Source organism: uncultured Paraglaciecola sp. (assembly GCF_913058035.1).
GTDB lineage: Bacteria > Pseudomonadota > Gammaproteobacteria > Enterobacterales > Alteromonadaceae > Paraglaciecola.
Genome location: NZ_CAJXPA010000084.1, coordinates 1 through 18,903, shown reverse-complemented (window position 1 = coordinate 18,903; position 18,903 = coordinate 1). Strand labels below are relative to the sequence as shown.

The window sequence follows — 18,903 nt, the reverse complement described above, 5'->3', positions numbered from 1 at the left end:
GGACCGTTGCAGGCAATGAAGTACAACATGTGATTATTCATTCGGCTGTATTGGCAAAGGGGAATAAAGCCATTTTATTTCCTGCTCCTCCTGGATCAGGGAAAAGTACTCTTACTGCTTATTTAGCCCACAACGGTTGGCGTTTATTGTCAGATGAAATGGCACTCATCATTCCCAACACTAAAACAGTGGTGCCTTTTGTACGGCCTATTTGTTTAAAGAATCAATCAATTGATATCGCTAAAATTTTGTTTCCTGATGGCAAGTTTTCAGATATAGCTAAAGATACCCATAAAGGGGATGTGATCCACCTTTCACCACCTGAATACAGTTGGGAAAATCAAACAAACACTGCGGAGTTAGTGGGGGTGGTTTTTCCAAATTACCGTGCCAATCAAGATTTACAGATTTATCAACTGGATAAAACCCAAGCGTTTATGCAGTTAGTAGACAATGCTTTTAATTACAGTGTATTGAGAAAGACTGCTTTTAGTACCTTGACCAAGGTGATTGAAAAAAGACTATGTCTAATTGGTTGGTTGTCTGAAGAGTTAACTGAACACGATGAAAAATATTATCGAAAGTGGGCCCACGAAATTCCCCCCTTAAGACACGGCAAGCGTGGCACCATTGTTGATGTTCACCACAATATAGTACCGATTATTTCCGGTAGGCATGTAGATGCTGATAAATTTGCTAAAAACACAGTCACCACTGAAGGCGGTTTTCAGATTCTTTCTTTTGCAGCCATGACGCTGCACAGTCTCATTCATTTGTTTTTTAATGAAGAGGTTAAAAAAGGTTACAGGGATCTCATTGATTTACATACATTAATGACCACAAACAATAACGAAGCGTTTTGGTTAGACCTTATTTCTTTAGCTAAAGAAACGGACTTTGGTTTGGAGTTGTTCTTAGCTTGTCGATATACACAAAAAATATTGAAGACTGAGGTTCCTGATTATGTACATAAAGAAATAAGTCAATTTTGCCCTTGGAATATAGCGTTTGTAGACTTTATCTACGAAAAGACCTTAAAGCCTAATCATCCTTTGTGTAAGCCTAAATTTTTTGTACTCGCTGAGTTTGCTGTATTGATCCGAGGGCACTTTCAAAAAATGCCGCTGCATATTCTTATTTATCATTTATTGTGTAAAAGCGGAGTATCACTGATAAAAAGCATATTTGGTAAACACGTTTTTACCAAAGAATTAGCTCAACCTTAATTTGTTTGATTAAGTGAGTGTTTTAACTCTGCTCTTTTGGCATGCAGCAAAGGTTCAGTATATCCATTAGGCTGGTCTTTACCTTTAAATATAAGCTCATGGGCGGCTTGAAAAGCGATAGGCTTGTCAGTTTTAGGAGTCATTGAAATGTATTCAGGATCTTGACTATTCTGCTCATCAACCAGTTTTGCCATATTCAACATCGATGCCTCTACCTGGGCTTGAGTAACTGCCCCATGCATCAACCAATTAGCTATATGTTGACTAGATATTCTTAACGTGGCTCTGTCTTCCATTAAGCCAAGATTGTTTATATCAGGCACCTTAGAGCAGCCAATTCCCTGATTAACCCATTTCACTACGTAACCCAAAATGCCTTGGACATTGTTGTCCAGCTCATGTTGTATTTGTTCCGGTGATAATTTTTCATCACTGAGCAGTGGAATGTCTAACATTTTCTCTAACAAACCATCAACTTGTCCTGTTATGTTCAATCTGATGTCGAACACGTCTTCCTGATGATAATGCAGAGCGTGTAATGTGGCGGCAGTAGGCGAGGGTACCCAAGCAGTATTTGCTCCAGAGCGTACATGGGTAATTTTTGCCTGCATCATATCGGCCATATTATCCGGGATGGGCCACATGCCTTTACCAATCTGAGCTTTTCCAGACAACCCTGTGTTCATGCCAGTAACGACATTAGATTGTTCGTAGGCGTTTAACCAAGGTCGTGTTTTAATAGTGGCCTTAGTGGCAAAAGCTCCTAGCTGCATAGAGGTGTGTATTTCATCGCCTGTGCGGTCTAAGAAACCCGTGTTGATAAACACCACTCTATCGCTTGCTGCCTTTATACAGGCTTTTAAATTCAGACTGGTGCGTCTCTCTTCATCCATCAGGCCTATTTTTAGGCTATTGCTGGGTATACTGAGCACAGATTCCATTTTAGAAAATAACAAATTGGCAAAAGCGACTTCTTCCGGTCCATGCATTTTTGGTTTCACGATATAAATACTGCCTGCTTGGCTATTTTTGAAAACGCCATTACCCACTAAGTCATGTTTTGATATTAGACTGGTAACAAGGGCATCCATGATCCCTTCGTAAATAGGTTTGTCATCGAAGAGGATGGCGTCTGTCGTCATCAAGTGTCCGACATTACGGATAAACATTAAGCTTCTACCAGGCAAGCTAAACGATCCTTTAGTTGAAGATTTATATTGCCTATCTGGATTTAAACTACGTATTATTTGTTTGTCACCACTGGTGATTGCGGCGGTTAAGTCGCCCTTAATTAGCCCTAACCAGTTTTTGTAAACTAAGGTTTTATCTTCTGCGTCTACAGCTGTAACCGAGTCTTCACAGTCCATGATGGTAGTTAATGCTGACTCTAAAAATACATCTTTGATGTTAGCTGTATCTTGCTGGCCAATCACACTATCTTGATCAAATTGGATTTCGGCATGAATGTTATGGTGTTTAATTAAGATACAGATAGGTTGTTCAATAGTGCCTTGGAAGCCAACGAACTGATCCGGAGTTTTTAAACTGACTACAGACTCGTCTTCCAAAGTGACTAACAGTTCACCGTGATGTATTGCGTATTCTTTGCTTTGTATATGACTGCCCGTTTTGAGTGGTGCAATCACATCTAACCATTTTCTGGCATAGTCGATGACTTTTTGCCCTCTATCCGCGTCGTAACCTTTGGTTTTGCTGTTAGCGGTTTGCTCAATAATATCAGATCCATAAAGCGCGTCGTATAAGCTTCCCCATCTAGCATTTGCTGCATTTAAAGCGAATCTAGCATTGTTGATTGGCACAACTAGCTGCGGGCCAGCCATGGTGGCAATTTCAGGATCGACTTTTGTGGTGTTGATGTGAAAATCTTCGGGTATGGGGTGCAAGTAACCAATCTCGGTAAGAAAGGTTTTGTACTCTTGGACATCAATAGACTGTCTTGCGCTGCAATAAAGATCAATTTGCTGTTGCAGGCTGATTCTTTTTTCCAAAAGATTTTGATTGATTGACAAAAGTTCAGGCAGAGTATCGGAAAACTTTGCCCACAGATCATCAGCTGATATCTTCAAACCGGGTAAAACATTTTGTGTGACAAACTGATCTAATTGCTTAGCAACCTTTAATCGGCCTTTTTGAATGTATTGAACTTGTGTGGTTTGCGTGAGTTGCATGTTTCACTCTTTGATAATCAACAGCTACACAGTTTACCTTGTTAGCATTATACGCATTAATTTATGTAGGTTATTCCTCCCATTCATACAAAAAATTAATCTTATGAATTAGTCAGTTCTACACCCACCTCCCCAATTAATCTTCTAAGCCATATATGTCCTGCGTCATGTTGAAGCAAAGCACTCCATGCCATTTTTAATGCAATCGGAGGAATATCAAATGGAGGCTCGAGTATCTCGACCTCTGGATCATCCTTATACATATTGGCCGCTTTGCTGGGTAAAGTTGCGATCAAATTTTGTGCTTTGGCCAATTGTAAGGCGACGTGATAATGACGAGTAAAAACACGTATATCCCGTTGTTTACCGATTTTTGTCAACTCAGCATCCACCCAACCTAATTTTTGTACTTCAGTAGGGTCGATACCCACGCCCACGCCAAAGCCAGTTTTACTTACCCATATATGTTTATTTTCTAAATACTGTTCCAGATTAAAATTTTGCACTATGGGATTGTGACTATGCACCACACAAGAGAACGTGTCATACCACACTACCTTTTGGTGAAACGAAAGAGGTAATTCTTCAAAACGGTTGATCGCCATATCAACCCTGCCTTGCTCTACATCATGAAATGTCACATCGCTAGGAGTAATTAAATCAAGGGTAACATTAGGTGCCTCTTTCATTAGTCTGCCGATGACTTCCATTAATAAGGTCGATTCAGCGTAATCGCTCGCCATTATCCTAAACGTACGTTCGCTTTTAAGTGGATTAAAGTCAGTTTCAGGTTGAATCGTTGTTTCAAGTTTAGATAGTACATCTCGGATAATAGGTTTTAATTCTAAAGCGCGTTTGGTAGGAGTCATGCCGTCACTGGTGCGCACTAGTAATGGGTCTTTGAATAAGTCTCTTAGTCTTCTCAAGCCGTTGCTCATTGCAGGCTGAGTAATACTTAATTGGTTTGCCGCTTTAGTCACACTGCCTTCCCTGAGCAATACATCTAGATAAACCAATAAGTTTAAATCTACCTTAGCAATATTCATGATTATTATCTCGTTATGAAAACTAATTTTGTATTAGAATATTATCAGGATTAGATATCTTTTCCAGATTTTAAATTTACTATTAAAAACAGCTATTTATAGTTTATTTGAAAGGGCTTGTGAATTAAATGATATTAGTAGGATATTATTGGTATTGATTTGTTGAATGATATCAATAGCTCACAGCAGATACTGCAAGCTATCGAAGACTCTTTGTAAAGACTGATCAAAAAACACTAACCAGATAATACTCACCAGATAAGACTATTGAAAAAGTTATTCAGCGTCGAACTGATTCATAGTATTGTCTTCACCTGAGGCTTTAAGTGCCTGTTCGCCAGAGAAGTATTCTTTATGATCATCTCCCATATTAGAGCCAGCCATTGCTTGGTGTTTAACACACGCGAGGCCTTGTCTAATTTCTTTACGTTGCACACCTTTAACATATGCTAGCATTCCTTGGTCACCAAAATAGCCTTTGGCTAGATCATCGGTAGACAATGCAGCTGTATGATAAGTAGGCAAGGTAATGAGGTGATGGAAAATACCTGCTTCCCTTGCTGCATCTGACTGGAACGTTCTAATTTTCTCATCCGCTTCAAGTGCTAGATCCGTGTCGTCATATTTAACTGACATTAATTCGTCTCTGTTATATTGACTTAGGTCTTTATCCGCTTGTGACCAGAGATCAAATATTTGCTGACGGAAATTCAGAGTCCAGTTGAAAGAGGGTGAATTGTTGTATACCAACTTTGCGTTTGGAATTTCGCTTCTAATGGCGCGAACCATATCGCCAATTTGGCCAACATGTGGCTTTTCTGTTTCAATCCATAGTAAATCTGCACCATTTTGTAATGACGTAATACAGTCAAGTACGACACGATCAAAGCCAGTGTTTTCTTTAAATTTGTATAATCCATTCGGTAAGCGTACCGGTTTTACCAATTTGCCGTTTTGCTTAAGAACAGAGTCGCCATCAACCAGATCATCGATTGATGTGACTTCACTGGAATCAAGAAATGCATTGTACTGAGCGGCCAAATCACCTATTTTTTGTGATACAGGTATTTTTTGAGTCAGTCCTGCACCTAGGGAGTCAGTTCGAGCAACTATCACACCATCATCTACACCGAGCTCTAAAAATGCGTATCGTACAGCATTAATTTTGGCTAAGAAATCTTCATGTGGCACGGTCACTTTGCCATCTTGATGACCACACTGTTTAGCGTCAGATACTTGGTTTTCGATCTGTATGCAGCAAGCGCCAGCTTCAATTAGTTTTTTAGCAAGCAGGTAGGTCGCTTCTTCATTACCGAATCCTGCATCGATATCAGCAATAATTGGCACAACATGCGTTTCATAATTATCGATAGATTGTTGTATTTGTGTCGTGTCGCTAGCGTTTAGTTTGGCGTCGTCAAGTTGTCTAAACAGATCACCTAATTCACGGGCATCGGCTTGACGTAAGAAGGTGTACAATTCTTCTATTAACGAAGCTACCGAGGTTTTTTCGTGCATGGACTGGTCTGGAAGGGGACCAAACTCGGAACGTAACGCCGCAACCATCCATCCAGATAAGTATAGGTAACTCTTATCAGTGGTACCTTGATGCTTTTTTACAGACAACATTTTTTGTTGTCCAATAAATCCATGCCAGCAGCCTAATGATTGAGTATATTGGCTTGAGTCAGCATCATATTCTTGCATGTCTTTACGCATAATTGCTGCGGTGTATTTTGCAATATCTAACCCAGTTTTAAAGCGATTTTGTGCTTTCATACGAGCAGCATAATCTGGATTGATGGCATTCCAAGCACCTGCTTTGGTTGATCTTAGCTGTGCAATCTGATTAACATCGTTTTGATATTGTGACATTTAAATATTCCTATAACAGTATGGTAAAAAATATAACAACCAATAAAGACATGTGGGCTGCTGTTGGTAAACATCCTATATAGGTAAAAGCCATATTTATAATCTATATAAAATATCTTCGTCATAGCCTGTGTGAATATTAGTACAAATTAATAACTTGTTTATCAGATAATTATGTTTTGAAGCGCCAACTATTGTTAGGGTATACAACTATTTCTTAAACTGTTTTTATTGTAAATAAATTAACCAGAGAGCGTGTATGTCCAAGCTAATGTCTTCAATTGATCAGCGCACCAAACTAGTCGGTGAAAACAGACTCGAGTTGCTCATGTTTAAATTGGGCTCACGACATACCTTTGCTTTGAATGTGTTTAAAATCAGAGAAGTCATTACTGTCCCTTTTATGAACACGATGCCCGGTTCTCATCATAACCTTTCAGGTGTCACTAACTACAGAGGCGTTTCCATACCCGTTATCGATCTTCGTGCTGCGATTAAAATTACCAATAGTGAGAACACGTATGAAGCTGTCAATGTGATCATTACTGAGTACAATCGCAGTGTACAAGGGTTTTTGATTGGGCAAGTTATGCGTATTGTTAATACTTCATGGAGTGACATTCAGCCTCCACCATCAACAGCCGGTAAAAATAACTTTTTAACAGCCATTACTCAGGTTGATATTGATGGAAAAAATGAGCTTGTTGAAATTATCGATGTAGAAAAAGTGTTATCTGAAATTATTGAATACGATACCACCATCTCAAAAGGTATATTAGATGAAGAAATCGCGTCCCACCTTAAAGGTAAAAAACTATTGGTAGTAGATGATTCGGCTACAGCTCTTTGGCAAATAAGAGAGACACTTAGCCAGTTAGGACTAGAAATTATCGAATTGAAAGATGGTTTAAAAGCGTTGAACCTTTTAAAAAGCTGGGCTGATGACGGTAAAGTAGTCACTGACGAAATATTGATGATGTTTACTGATGCAGAGATGCCTGAAATGGATGGCTATCGTCTTACCGCAGAGGTGAGACAAGACCCTCGAATGAGTGATCTTTTTATCGCACTTAACACATCATTAAGTGGTAGTTTCAATGATGCAATGGTAAAAAAAGTGGGGTGTAACCGCTTTATTTCTAAGTTCCAACCAGATTTGTTAGTGGACGTTGTTCAACAAAGAATGCGCGAGATACTAGACGCTGATAGTTGATGTTTGTTAATAAAATTTATACCCTTCATTTTTTGTTCACGAAAGTCATTTATTGTAAGTAGAGATACACATCCTCTTAATACCTAAGGTATGATCGGTAAGTATTTTTTATTCACTTTTTCATCATTGGAGACCAGATGAAGCAAATTGCAACTCTTTTACTAGCTCTATTATGCCATTCTGCATTAGCTACTTATTCACCAAAGAATATTATTATGATTGTAGGTGATGGCATGGGTCCATCTTATACCACTGCATATCGCATGTACGCGGACGATCCGAGTACACCTGAAGTGGAAACAACAGTGTTTGATAGATTATTAGTCGGTATGGCCAGTACACACCCAGATATGGACACAGGTTATGTGACTGATTCAGCTGCGAGCGCCACAGCGCTTGCAACAGGTGTGAAAACCTATAACGGCGCAATTGGTGTAGATGCCAACAAAAATCCTGTTCAATCAGTGTTACAGCTAGCCAAAGAACAAGGTCGTAAAACGGGCATTGCTGTAACGTCACAAGTTAATCACGCCACGCCTGCAAGCTTTGGTACTCATAACGAGAGTCGTCAAAATTATGATCAAATAGCTGATAGCTATTTTGATGAAAAAACTAATGGTCAGTTTGTTTTGGACGTAATATTAGGTGGTGGATGGAAATATTTTATTCGCGAAGACCGTAATTTAGTTGAACAATTTAAAGCCGCTGGTTATCAATATGTCGATGAGTTAACCCAACTAGACACAGTAAAAGCGGGCACACCTTTGTTAGGGTTGTTTGCAGATTCAGGCATGCCGTGGGCACTAGACAGTGCCAATCAGATGCGACTTCCCACGTTAACAAAATCGGCGATACGTCAGTTAGAAAATGAGCAAGGATATTTCTTACTTATTGAAGCCAGTCAAATTGATTGGGCGGGGCATGGAAATGATATCGGATCCGCTATGGCTGAAATGCACGATCTTGCGGTAACCCTAGAATGGTTAGAACAATATATTGTAAAAAACCCTGACACGCTGTTAGTTGCTACTGCCGATCATAGTACCGGCGGTTTGAGCATTGGCGCTAATGGCAATTATAGTTGGAGCCCTAAGTGGCTAAAAAATCTAAAGGCTTCACCCGCTGAGATTGGCGCACAGTTGATTGCAACCAAAGACAGAGGTGTTTTGGCTACTGATTTACTAGGGTTTGAGTTGACCTTGGAAGAAATATCCAGCTTAAGTGTGATTGAATCTGATAAACCTAGACCTTTCCACAACGCGATTTCTAAGATTTTAGATAGCCGTACAAATACTGGCTGGACAACTTCTGGACATACCGGTGTTGACGTACAAATATTTGCCAAAGGATTGGGCAGTGAGCGCTTTCGGGGCCATTTGGATAACACTCGCATTGCTCAAAATCTGTTTGAATTGTTAAAGGACAAAAAATAGCCATTATCTACATATTTAGCCAGTACTTTTTAGAAAAAGTGCTGGCTAATATCCAGTTAATTCAATAAATCCAACCCCTGAATGAGAACCTGAAACCACCGTTCCTCCCTCATAATATGAAAACAACCCAGGGTTCCACTGGTTGGTTTGCATGGGTGCAATCTGAATATCGACTTCATGCTCGGGTAATTGAATCGACCAGTACAAGGGTAACAAGCGACCTTCCACTTTATCTCGCTTAGTTATCTTTCCATGAATATCGGCTTCATCCAGATGTACGACGGTTCCATTATTTTTCAATAAGGTCCCAGACCAATAGTCTTCAGCCTGCTCGTGACGCATATTAAATAACATAAGCTTAGTACCATCGTCAAAGTGAATAGAAAACCAATCCCAGCCTTGAGCCTGTGGACTTAGATATTGAGATGTCCATTCGTGATCAAACCATGCATTGCCCGCTACCTCAACTATTCCACTAGCCAGTTGAAGCTGTCCAGAAACTTGAATATGTGGCTGGCTATAATAATAAGATGCTTGCTCTGAATTTCTTAGTTTACGACTAAACCCCTGCTCACCATGCTTTAAAAAAGACTTGTCTGCTGTAAAATTTAAGTTAGCTTTAATCTGAGTATCAATAGTAAATTCAAGCGTCGATGGAAACATATTGGATGACTGAGAAAGCCATTGCCAATCGTCAATAAACGCATTGAATGGAGCCGTCGATATGCCTGCATTACCTACGCCACCTCGAGCAAAACGTTCTTCAAACCAAGCCTGCTTGCCATCTCTTAAGCCCACATGCCCCATGTATTGCTGAGCATTCGCCCAAGGAGTGTTCTGGTTGTCACTAGCAAACCGAAATAGAGTCCATTGCAAAGCATAAGGGTTGTTTTTTTTGTCGGTTAAATTAGCTGTGATGTACCACCATTCCACCGCAAATTCTGGGTGACTCCTGTGATCGAAGGGGAATGTAATATTGTACCCTGGCAATACACGAGCAAAAGTTTGTGAAGCGGTCTCAGCCTCGTCACTATTGACCCGTTTTTGTTGTTCTACTGGATAACGACTCAAGCCAGAAAACATCGTATTTTCATTTTGTACTTTATCAGCATCATCGACTTCATCTGGGTTTACATCGGATTTTTCAGAGCAAGCTGTGAAGCCTGTTACCAATATTAACAAAAATAAGTACCTTATTAGAAACTCAAACACTTTATGTCCTCAACTAATTTGCGACGACTCAATTTATAAAGAGGCAACGCGACAACGACTACAATCAACAGAATACTTATTATTCCAGCTGAGAAAAGTTTAGAAGGTGTGATCAATATTGGGTAACTCCAACTAAATGCTTGTACGTTAATTAAGTTGATCAACAGCCAGGTTAAGCCAACCCCAAAGGGTAGTGCCACCAGACAAGCCATTAAACTGAGTAAGGTGTATTGGATAAGTGATAAACCAGTAATTTGATAATTACCCACTCCCATGCTTCTTAATAGTGCTCTTTGAGGTCTATTATCCATATCAATCATCAACACTGATGTGGCTAAAGATAATGCCGCGACTAATAACGTGACGATGTTTAAGCCATCTGTAATTACAAATGTACGCTCAAACGTTTTCATCGATAACGCCAATAATTCACGGGTTTGTATCGAGCTTACCTGCTCAGAAATTGAAGACGATGCTAGTTGATTGGCAAATAGGCTTTGCTGCTGTTCGGATAAAAAGTGCAAAGCAAACAGGGTAGTATTGGCTTCATATTTAGCAAAATAATCTAAATCTAACATAGCTTGAGCTTTTTGATTACCGTAATCATAGTAAATACCCACTATCTGTTTAGTTTCAGACTGTCCTGTCTCAGTATAAAAACTCAACGTTTGTCCCAGTGTTAACCCATGACGTAAAGCCAATTGTTGATTAATCAACACTCCTTGCCCTGTAGAAAATATTTGCCAAACATCTATTTGTTGCTCAGAAAATAACATTGCGGATCGATAGAGGTCAGAACTGGGGTATGATCTAAGCTCTATTTTTGTTTGATTGTTTGTTTGATTGTTTGTTTGATTGTTTGTTTGATAGATCACACTGCTCTGTGACTTATTAACTAAAAATGCATCAACGCCTTTACGCTCAACTACACCCACATTCATATCTTGAGTGGTTAACCATTGAGTAAATACATTCGGTGTTTGAGTCGAAACATACTGGTCCGCTACCAAGCGCTGATTTAACCATTGATTTGTGGCTTGACGAAAACTATCCACCATCAAATTCATACCAATATTACTGGTTAGCGCAATAAAAAAGGCACAACAGGCAATTTTGCTCTTCTGCGACAAACGTACGCCATCTGCAGCCAACCAGCGAAGTAATACCCATCGCTCTGGCATACTGTGAAACAGCGTATTCAAGCTCTTTGGTACCGCATAAATAAGTAGACTACAACCCGCAAATATACTTATCGCGATAGCACCAAAACTCATCAACATGCCTGTAGTGTAATAACCTAGAAAAGCGGCAAAGCAACCCAGTGCTATGCTGGCATATAACCATGAAAAATTCTTTGAGTTGGTACTGACCGAAAAATTACGTAAAGACAGCTTAGCGTCCAGCTGCCACATAGGCAAAATGGCTGCTATTGCTGCTCCCAAAAAACAGGCCGTAAAGCACTGTAACATTAAAGTTAAGTAGGCTACTTGGGTGAAACCTACGCGTACATCAAACAAACTTTGTAAGGTTAGTGACACCATAGGTGAAACTAATTGTGCTAAAAAAATTCCGACCATAACCCCGATTGGTGCGCAAAGTAAGCTGATTAATACCAGCTCTGTACCTTGCGCCCAGTATATTTGTTTTCTAGATACCCCAAGCTGCCGAGCAATTCGCAGGTTTTGCCAGCGCTTCATGATCAATAAATGTAATGCGTTCATGACCACAAACATACACACGACAAACATTAAACATGCCATGGCCAAAAGGTTAAGGTGAAAACTATCGGTGAGCTGCTGTGCTTGTTCGCCAGTATTGATGTTTTCAAGTCGAAGGTGCTCAGGTAATGCTGCTTTTAGTGCATCTCTGGCACTATGCTTCATTTCTCCGACTACCAACAGTTCGCTAATTTTCTGAGTACCTAATAATTTTTGTAATTGCCCGATGTCCATGACGACCTCTCGGCCTAAACCATCGATATCGGTAATTGCAAGCTGTGGCAATAATTGCTTATTTTTTAAAGTTAAAACTTGTCCATTAGCAAAGTTTAGTTCGGCCGCAAAATCTTTATGGATCACACTAGCAAAAGGTGGAGTCCATAATTGGCTAAGATCTTGTGTTGAGGTACCTGTACTGTTTTGTTCATCCTGTGATGTATTTCTTACGGAATAACTGAAAATTGAAAACGTATCTATGCCCAATAATGACAATCGCTGAGTTTCGCCCGAAACAGGTTGAATGACGTTCTGCGAACTACGTAACACTGGGATAAGTTGAGTGAAGCCCAGACGACGAAGTGAAGTGAAATCTTGTTTACTTAATGAATGGCCACTTTGAGCAGTGATGCGCTGTTCGACCTGTTGTAAAAATGGTTGACTAGCAGATGCATAACTATTTTTTGCGGCACTATTGATCACTAAAACTGCACTAAGACCTGCACACGCAGTGATTAATGCAATCAATACCAATACTACGCGTAACATATTATGCTGGTAACTTGCCCAAATAAGCTTAAGTAAAGGAGTCATTATCAGATTGAGACATTGTTTTGTGGCTTACTTGTATTCTGGTTTGTGACTTGCTCTGTGCTTTGATTTAGAACAGCCTGCAGTTGTCCTCGTTCTAACACTAGACGGGTATCGGCGAAGGCAGCTACCTTTTGGCTGTGTGTAACAACAACTAATGTTAGTCCTAATGTTTTGCATAATCCAAATAATAACTCAGTCACTCGTTGGCTGTTGTTATCATCTAAGTTTCCGGTTGGTTCATCAGCTAACACTAGACTAGGTTTGTGGGATAAGGAACGGGCGATGGCGACCCTTTGTTGTTCTCCACCAGATAGATTAGCCGGCATTTTGTTTTTGTGTGAGCTCAATCCTAATTGTTTTAACAAATCGCTGTGATATTGGTCTATTGGTAAACCATTAAGTCTAGCTGGGAAAGTAATGTTGTCCCACACAGATAAACAATCAATTAAATTAAACTGCTGAAAAACAATACCTAGATGTTTTTTTCGAAACTTATCAGCTTGCATCTCACTCATAGTATTGAGTGCCAAGCCCGCCACTTTAACCTCTCCTTTATCAGCATTATCTAAAGCCGCAAGAATGTGGAGTAAAGTTGACTTACCTGATCCAGATTCACCGCTGATAGCTACAGATTGTTTTGCTTCAAGAGTGAAATCTAGTTTATCTAAGATGTTTTTGTTCGAGTGTCCATCAGTAATGTGTTTGACTAAACCGCTAACTTGGATCATCTCTACCTTAATACGTGTGTGTATATAATATTGATAATACGATAAAGCAGAGTATTAGTTCTAAACGTCTGCTAAAAAGTTCTCAAGCTCTTCACCCGTTAATTTTTTAATTTGTGAAAAAATGTACCACAATGCTGCCATCAACATCAGCATACTCGGGATCACAATCACGGGATAACTTAAGGCCGTCATTCTGCCTAATTCTTCGGTATATTCAGACGTACCAGGAGCACTAATTAATATGACCTTAGCTAAAATATAATTGAGTGCCGCAGACAAGAAAAAAGAAGCGGCAACAATATAAGAGCTAATTGCCATTTTTTTCTCAAAGAGTTCGCTGGTACCAGAATTTGCTAAGGATTGATTAAGATTTTTCCAATTAATGATTTGTTCACTTAGCACAAACACTTTTAATAAAGGCTTGCTAGTTCTTTGGGTAATCAAAACTGCAATACCAATAATTGCGGGTATTGTTGCTTCTTTAATCGCAATATATTCAGCAGGAAGTTCTAACAGACTTATACCGCCTGTTAAGAAAACACTGACAATACCTAGTATTGAAAATGGATTGATTTTAGCTGTTTGTTTGAGATCCCAAATACCAAAACCGATAGGAAAGATCAGCGCAGCTACAATGCTCCAAGCAGGCCCTAAATATTCATCACTGCTTAGATTGGTTAAAATCAGCACTGGGATAATGATGTTAAAAGCTAGATTACCCAGCAGACCTGTTTTTTTTTGTGGTTGAACGTTGGACATTGTTTACCTATTCCATGCATATTTTTGCTTATAAATATTATATTCGCATTCGAAGTTTAGAGCGATGGTTTTGCCCATAATTTTGCTGCCACCAATCCGGCAATAAAACCAAATAAGTGCGACTCCCAAGAGACAAAGGGACTAGAGGGTAATATACCAAAAATAAGTCCACCATAAAAGAATGCCACTAACACTGAAATTATAATGAGTTTAAATTTACCACTTAAAAAACCTGCTAAGACTAAATAACCAAAATAACCATATACGACACCACTTACACCTATGTGAGTGGCTGGTCGGGCAAATAGCCAGACCAATAAACCAGAGGTGATCATGATCCATAGTGTTACTTGCAAATAGCGATTTAACCCGTACTGCAGCAATAAATAAGTAAATATACACAGGGGTATAATATTTGAAAAATAATGCTGCAGGCTGCCGTGCACAAAAGGCCCTAAAATAATGCCTTTAAGTCCAGGCACATATCTAGGAATGGTACCTAATTGACTGAGCATACGTCCAGTGAACAAATTGATCATTTCAATTGCACTAAACAACACAAAAACAACTAAGACTAGTCGAATATGTTGATTGTTACTCAAAGGTTTGATGATAGGGTTCATAATCTAAATAATACGCGGTAGAGACCAATGACATTATTGTGACTGAAAAACTTCGAAAAAGTTATGTCAAATTGTCACAAAATAATATGCGGCAAATAACGTGACATATCTTGAGTAATGGGCGACGAATCTTCTCTTACTGAGATACCTGCGGCTTGGTCATTAACCAACCACGAACCTATCAAGGTATGATTATTACCGAATTGAGGCAAAGGATAATAAGCCTGATAAATAAAACCTTCTTCACCATATGGACCATCAGCATGTAACACTGTTTTTCCATTCTCAATGACGCTGATATTGGCTCCTTCTCGAGAAAAAATGGGTTTTTTAACCAATTTAGTTTCAGTCGCCTTGCCTAATTCATCTTCAAAATAAGCGGGTAACAGATTAGGGTGCTTAGGGAATAATTTCCACAGCATTGGCATCAAGGCTTTGTTTGATAAAATCGATTTCCAGATAGGCTCTAGCCAATTGATCTGAGCAGGTCCTATAGATTGTCCGAACTCCTCCCGTTGCATGAATTCCCACGGGTAGAGCTTAAATAAGGTTTCAATTTTGTTGTTTTGTAAATCACTAAAACTACCACACTCAGCAAGGCCGATATCCTCTATAAATACAAAGTCGTTGTTTAACCCTGATTCTTTAGCGCAATCTTGCAAGTACTGCACTGTTCCGCGGTCTTCATCCGTATCTTGGCAGCAGGCAAAATGCATATGATTGACATTGTAATGTTTGCCAATGACGGCTAACTGATGCACTAGTTTTTCTTGTAAAGAATTAAATTGGTCCGCTTGTTTACCGATTTTACCCGCATTGACCTGTTCTTCTAGCCACAGCCACTGCCAAAATCCTGATTCATACAAAGATGTGGGCGTATCAGCATTATTTTCATATAGTTTAGCCGGCCCCTTACCATGGTAGGCAAAGTCTAAGCGTGAATAAAGACTGGGATTTTGATTTTTCCATGAATCAGTAATTTGCTGCCAAAAGTGCTGCGGAATTTGAAATTTTTCCAGTAATTCCTGAGAGTTGACAACTTTTTCCACCACAGCCAAACACATTTGATGAATATCTTCAGTGGGAGATTCTAAGTCCCGCTCAATTTGTTCGAGTGAGAAGTGATAATAAGCTGATTCATCCCAGTATGCTTTACCCTGCATAGTATGGAATTTAAAGCCAAACTCTGCGGCCTTTCTTTTCCAATTGACTCGTTCTGGAATGGCAACTCTTAGCATTGAAGCAACATGAATTTAATGTTGCTTACGCAATATGATATTACTAAAACGCAATTAACCACCCCAGCCACCTCTGCTAGAGCTGCTGCCCCAACTAGATTTAGCTCGAACACTGCTACCAAATCCACCGCGACTGATAGTTTTATTTACAGTCGGCTTGGGTTTTAGTGCTTTTTCACTAACACGCATACTTCTGCGGCGATTGTCGCCAAAGTCTTGGCCACCTGCACCGACCCATCTATTTCTGTAAGATGAATTTCTAGAGAAAGAAGTAAACATAGGCTGAGAGGAATACCCTCTTGGGGACATTAAATTGCTTAACATGTACCCTGCCATAAACGGCATGAAAAATGAGCCAGATTCATTTCGAACAGCATTACACTGGTTGTTACCAAACTCAGACTCACAATCACGCTGATTGTTATATTTGGGTCCTGTTCGTTCAGCTTCTTTCAAGGCATCTTCATAAGCTGTTTTGCATTTTTCGGCAAATTCAGGATTTGAATTAGTACAGTCATCTATACTGGTAAATACAGCTGCCTCTTGTTGTTTCTCACCACAAGCTGAAAGGAAAATTGCTGCAACGCCGAGTGCTAGAGGTTTAACACTAAAGCTTTTGCGCATATTATTCAGGTTGATTGTCTTTGAACGCTTGGTTTTATTGGATTGCATAGGGCCCTCCTAGTAACTCATACAAGCCGCATTAAGCAGCCCAACAGAAATTGAAACCGCTGCCAAAATAGTTCCTGCAGATACTTCATTTTTATCAATTCTGTCAGCGATCTTTGGCATAAAAGTGAAACGTAATAAGGCAAATGCGAGTGATTGAGCAATAATTGCCACCACACCCCATACAACAAAATCTATTAAAAATTCTGAGTTAGCTACAGCGCCAGCTAATGCAATGCTAAAACCGATAATAGCACCACCAAAACCTACAGCTGCTGCCTGATTCTTGTGCACTTTAACTAATTCCCATTCATCATGAGGAGTAACAAAGGCATATACTATTTTGAATACAAACAACAACAAAATTGAAACTGCAAAATACAGCGCAAAATTGCCTAAGCCTGATATTGAATTTATAATTGTGTCCATTATTTATCCTTTTTATAGTGGGTGGTATTAAATTGAGCGAATGGTGTAAATTGATTACTATCCGTTAATTGTGATATCAGCTTGGCCAATATTAAAGCCTGTACTGATAACCAAACACCGATCAAAATTATTATTCACTAACTTTTCTTCAGCTGTGACCAGTAAGGTTTCTGTTTCGTCACCTTCAAGTTGACGTTCATATAACATTACAAACTGATCGGTTTCGCTTGTGTCACCATCTTGTTCATAGGTTTTTTCAGTCATGGCGACAGGGGGAGATTCATCTCCTATTGCATCCCAAACCCGCTGATACTCTTCATCATCAATCAGATAAGTTGGCTTTGACACGCCTGAAGCAATCATTTCTTTCCACTGGGCTTCTGAACCAATCGTTTTTGTTTCATAAAAATACCATAACTTTACGTCTGTGATGTGATTTTCTGTATCGCCACCATCTAAGATGACCTGCAAGAAGGCATCATCATCGGTGTAAAATCGTAGAATTTTACCACCGGTATCTAAATTTACCTCTCCTACTGCTTGAATAAGGTGGTGGCTAGCTGCTTTTTCAATCATTAGTTCTGGTTCAATCAATCGCAACTTAAGAGGGTCGAGCTCAAAAGATCCACCTAGATACAGCCCCATAATTTCAGGTGCTTTAGGTTTTTTCTCCGTGTCTTTTTTACCAAATAATTTACTAAACATAAGGGGCCTTTTTACCTTTCAACAAAGTCGTGCCAGTTCAAATTAATAATACGCTCATCAGCAATATAGAATATTTTGTCACCTGGCAAGAGCATTAAATCTAAGTCTGGGTTAACTTGGATATTTAACTTTTCTTCTGCTTTAGACATACCAATTAACGTAGCCCGATATTTACGTTTGAGAATTTCGAAAATATGTTCAACTTTTATTGGAGGAATGTGAGCTGGGATATTGACTGAATATTGTGCTTGACCATGATTAATATCGAGTAAGTCGTGATGTAACAAACTGGAACCCGGATCAAAAGCTGATTTTGCTAACATTTCCACCGCTACGCTGGGTGTACACTCCACATTAGGACAGTGTTTTTGTAACAAACTGACTAAGCTTTCATCGTTAAAATATGCAACCATCTGCGCATCAGGATTACGCTGACTGCAATACAAAGCTGTGGTCATGGTTAGATCATCTTCTGGATTGTCCATTAACACAACACGAGCCTTGGCTACGCAGGCTCTGTCCATATCTGCATCGTTACTAAAGGTGGTGACTTTGACAAACTCAATTTGGCCAGGTAGAGGATTAGTGATATCTGCTCTCACACACAACACTATTAGAGGATCATCTTCGGTGTAGGCTCGTTCGCGGATTAATAGTTCTAGTAGACGTATAGTGCGATTACCATTCCAACCTAGCACAAGAATATGGTCTTCAATGTCTAAACTTTTCAAACCTCTTGCTCCTTTTTGCCATTGATTCGATACCCAATTTGCAACGCGTCCCAAGACAAGGGCAAAAATACTGAGGCCCATTGGAATTATATAAAAGGATACTAAATATTTACCTGAGGTGGTACCGGGTGACAAATCACCATAACCTACCGTTGAACCTGTAACAACCAACCAATAAACAAAATCCGCAGATTGTGTTAGAGATTTTTCTCCCGCTAGATGCAGAAGTAACCAACTAGTCGACCCATAAAAAAGAAGCGCCAGTACAATACTGTACCAGCGCATCTCGGCAAACACCC

Annotated in this window: 16 protein-coding genes; 3 read left to right on the top strand and 13 right to left on the bottom strand. The window is 39.5% G+C overall.

Going from position 1 to position 18,903, the window contains the following annotated elements; translation table 11 throughout:
- A partial coding sequence (locus QZ562_RS12175; protein ID WP_293760315.1) for a nucleotidyltransferase family protein occupies positions 1–1,226 on the top strand: 1,226 nt, incomplete at its 5' end.
- On the opposite strand, the gene QZ562_RS12170 is transcribed toward QZ562_RS12175, so the two are convergent.
- From QZ562_RS12170 to QZ562_RS12160, 3 genes are all read right to left on the bottom strand, one after another.
- On the bottom strand, positions 1,223–3,415 hold the full coding sequence (locus QZ562_RS12170; RefSeq protein ID WP_293760312.1) for a malate synthase G: 2,193 nt from the start codon (positions 3,413–3,415) through the stop codon (positions 1,223–1,225). The genes QZ562_RS12175 and QZ562_RS12170 overlap by 4 nt on opposite strands.
- A 101-nt stretch (positions 3,416–3,516) precedes the next feature.
- Positions 3,517–4,461, bottom strand: a complete 945-nt coding sequence (locus tag QZ562_RS12165) for a LysR family transcriptional regulator (protein ID WP_293760309.1) — start codon at positions 4,459–4,461, stop codon at positions 3,517–3,519.
- Positions 4,462–4,737: 276 nt separating this feature from the next.
- Entirely contained in the window at positions 4,738–6,336 is a 1,599-nt protein-coding gene (locus QZ562_RS12160; protein WP_293760306.1) for an isocitrate lyase, read from the bottom strand.
- A gap of 259 nt (positions 6,337–6,595) precedes the next feature.
- Here QZ562_RS12160 and QZ562_RS12155 point away from each other — a divergent pair, with 259 nt between their 5' ends.
- Entirely contained in the window at positions 6,596–7,549 is a 954-nt protein-coding gene (locus QZ562_RS12155) for a chemotaxis protein CheV (RefSeq protein ID WP_293760304.1), read from the top strand.
- A 137-nt stretch (positions 7,550–7,686) separates the two neighbouring features.
- Positions 7,687–8,982: an alkaline phosphatase gene (locus QZ562_RS12150; RefSeq protein ID WP_293760302.1), complete on the top strand. Its 1,296-nt coding sequence runs from the start codon at positions 7,687–7,689 to the stop codon at positions 8,980–8,982.
- A gap of 45 nt (positions 8,983–9,027) precedes the next feature.
- Here QZ562_RS12150 and QZ562_RS12145 read toward each other — a convergent pair whose 3' ends face one another.
- The 10 genes from QZ562_RS12145 to QZ562_RS12100 all read right to left on the bottom strand — a co-directional run bounded on the left by QZ562_RS12145 (position 9,028) and on the right by QZ562_RS12100 (position 18,901).
- Positions 9,028–10,164: a lipocalin-like domain-containing protein gene (locus QZ562_RS12145; protein ID WP_293760300.1), complete on the bottom strand. Its 1,137-nt coding sequence runs from the start codon at positions 10,162–10,164 to the stop codon at positions 9,028–9,030.
- 14 nt (positions 10,165–10,178) lie between these two features.
- Positions 10,179–12,677 carry an ABC transporter permease gene (locus QZ562_RS12140; protein WP_293760297.1) on the bottom strand — a complete coding sequence of 833 codons (2,499 nt, stop codon included), beginning with the start codon at positions 12,675–12,677 and terminating at the stop codon, positions 10,179–10,181.
- A 47-nt stretch (positions 12,678–12,724) separates the two neighbouring features.
- Positions 12,725–13,450 carry an ABC transporter ATP-binding protein gene (locus QZ562_RS12135; RefSeq protein ID WP_293760294.1) on the bottom strand — a complete coding sequence of 242 codons (726 nt, stop codon included), beginning with the start codon at positions 13,448–13,450 and terminating at the stop codon, positions 12,725–12,727.
- 60 nt (positions 13,451–13,510) lie between these two features.
- Positions 13,511–14,209, bottom strand: a complete 699-nt coding sequence (locus tag QZ562_RS12130; RefSeq protein ID WP_293760292.1) for a VC0807 family protein — start codon at positions 14,207–14,209, stop codon at positions 13,511–13,513.
- 56 nt (positions 14,210–14,265) lie between these two features.
- The gene (locus tag QZ562_RS12125; protein ID WP_293760290.1) at positions 14,266–14,832 is read right to left on the bottom strand and encodes a rhomboid family intramembrane serine protease; all 567 of its coding nucleotides are present in this window, start codon (positions 14,830–14,832) and stop codon (positions 14,266–14,268) included.
- A 74-nt stretch (positions 14,833–14,906) separates the two neighbouring features.
- A complete protein-coding gene (locus QZ562_RS12120) occupies positions 14,907–16,070 on the bottom strand; it encodes a glutathionylspermidine synthase family protein (RefSeq protein ID WP_293760288.1) in 1,164 nt (387 codons plus the stop codon).
- Between the two features lie 54 nt (positions 16,071–16,124).
- Entirely contained in the window at positions 16,125–16,742 is a 618-nt protein-coding gene (locus tag QZ562_RS12115; protein WP_293760286.1) for a DUF1190 family protein, read from the bottom strand.
- Between the two features lie 9 nt (positions 16,743–16,751).
- Positions 16,752–17,168, bottom strand: coding sequence for a DUF350 domain-containing protein (locus QZ562_RS12110; RefSeq protein WP_293760284.1), 417 nt, complete (start codon positions 17,166–17,168; stop codon positions 16,752–16,754).
- A 57-nt stretch (positions 17,169–17,225) separates the two neighbouring features.
- Positions 17,226–17,873 carry a YjfK family protein gene (locus QZ562_RS12105; RefSeq protein ID WP_293760281.1) on the bottom strand — a complete coding sequence of 216 codons (648 nt, stop codon included), beginning with the start codon at positions 17,871–17,873 and terminating at the stop codon, positions 17,226–17,228.
- Positions 17,874–17,884: 11 nt separating this feature from the next.
- Positions 17,885–18,901, bottom strand: coding sequence for a potassium channel family protein (locus QZ562_RS12100; RefSeq protein ID WP_293760278.1), 1,017 nt, complete (start codon positions 18,899–18,901; stop codon positions 17,885–17,887).
- Between the last annotated feature and the right edge of the window lie 2 nt (positions 18,902–18,903).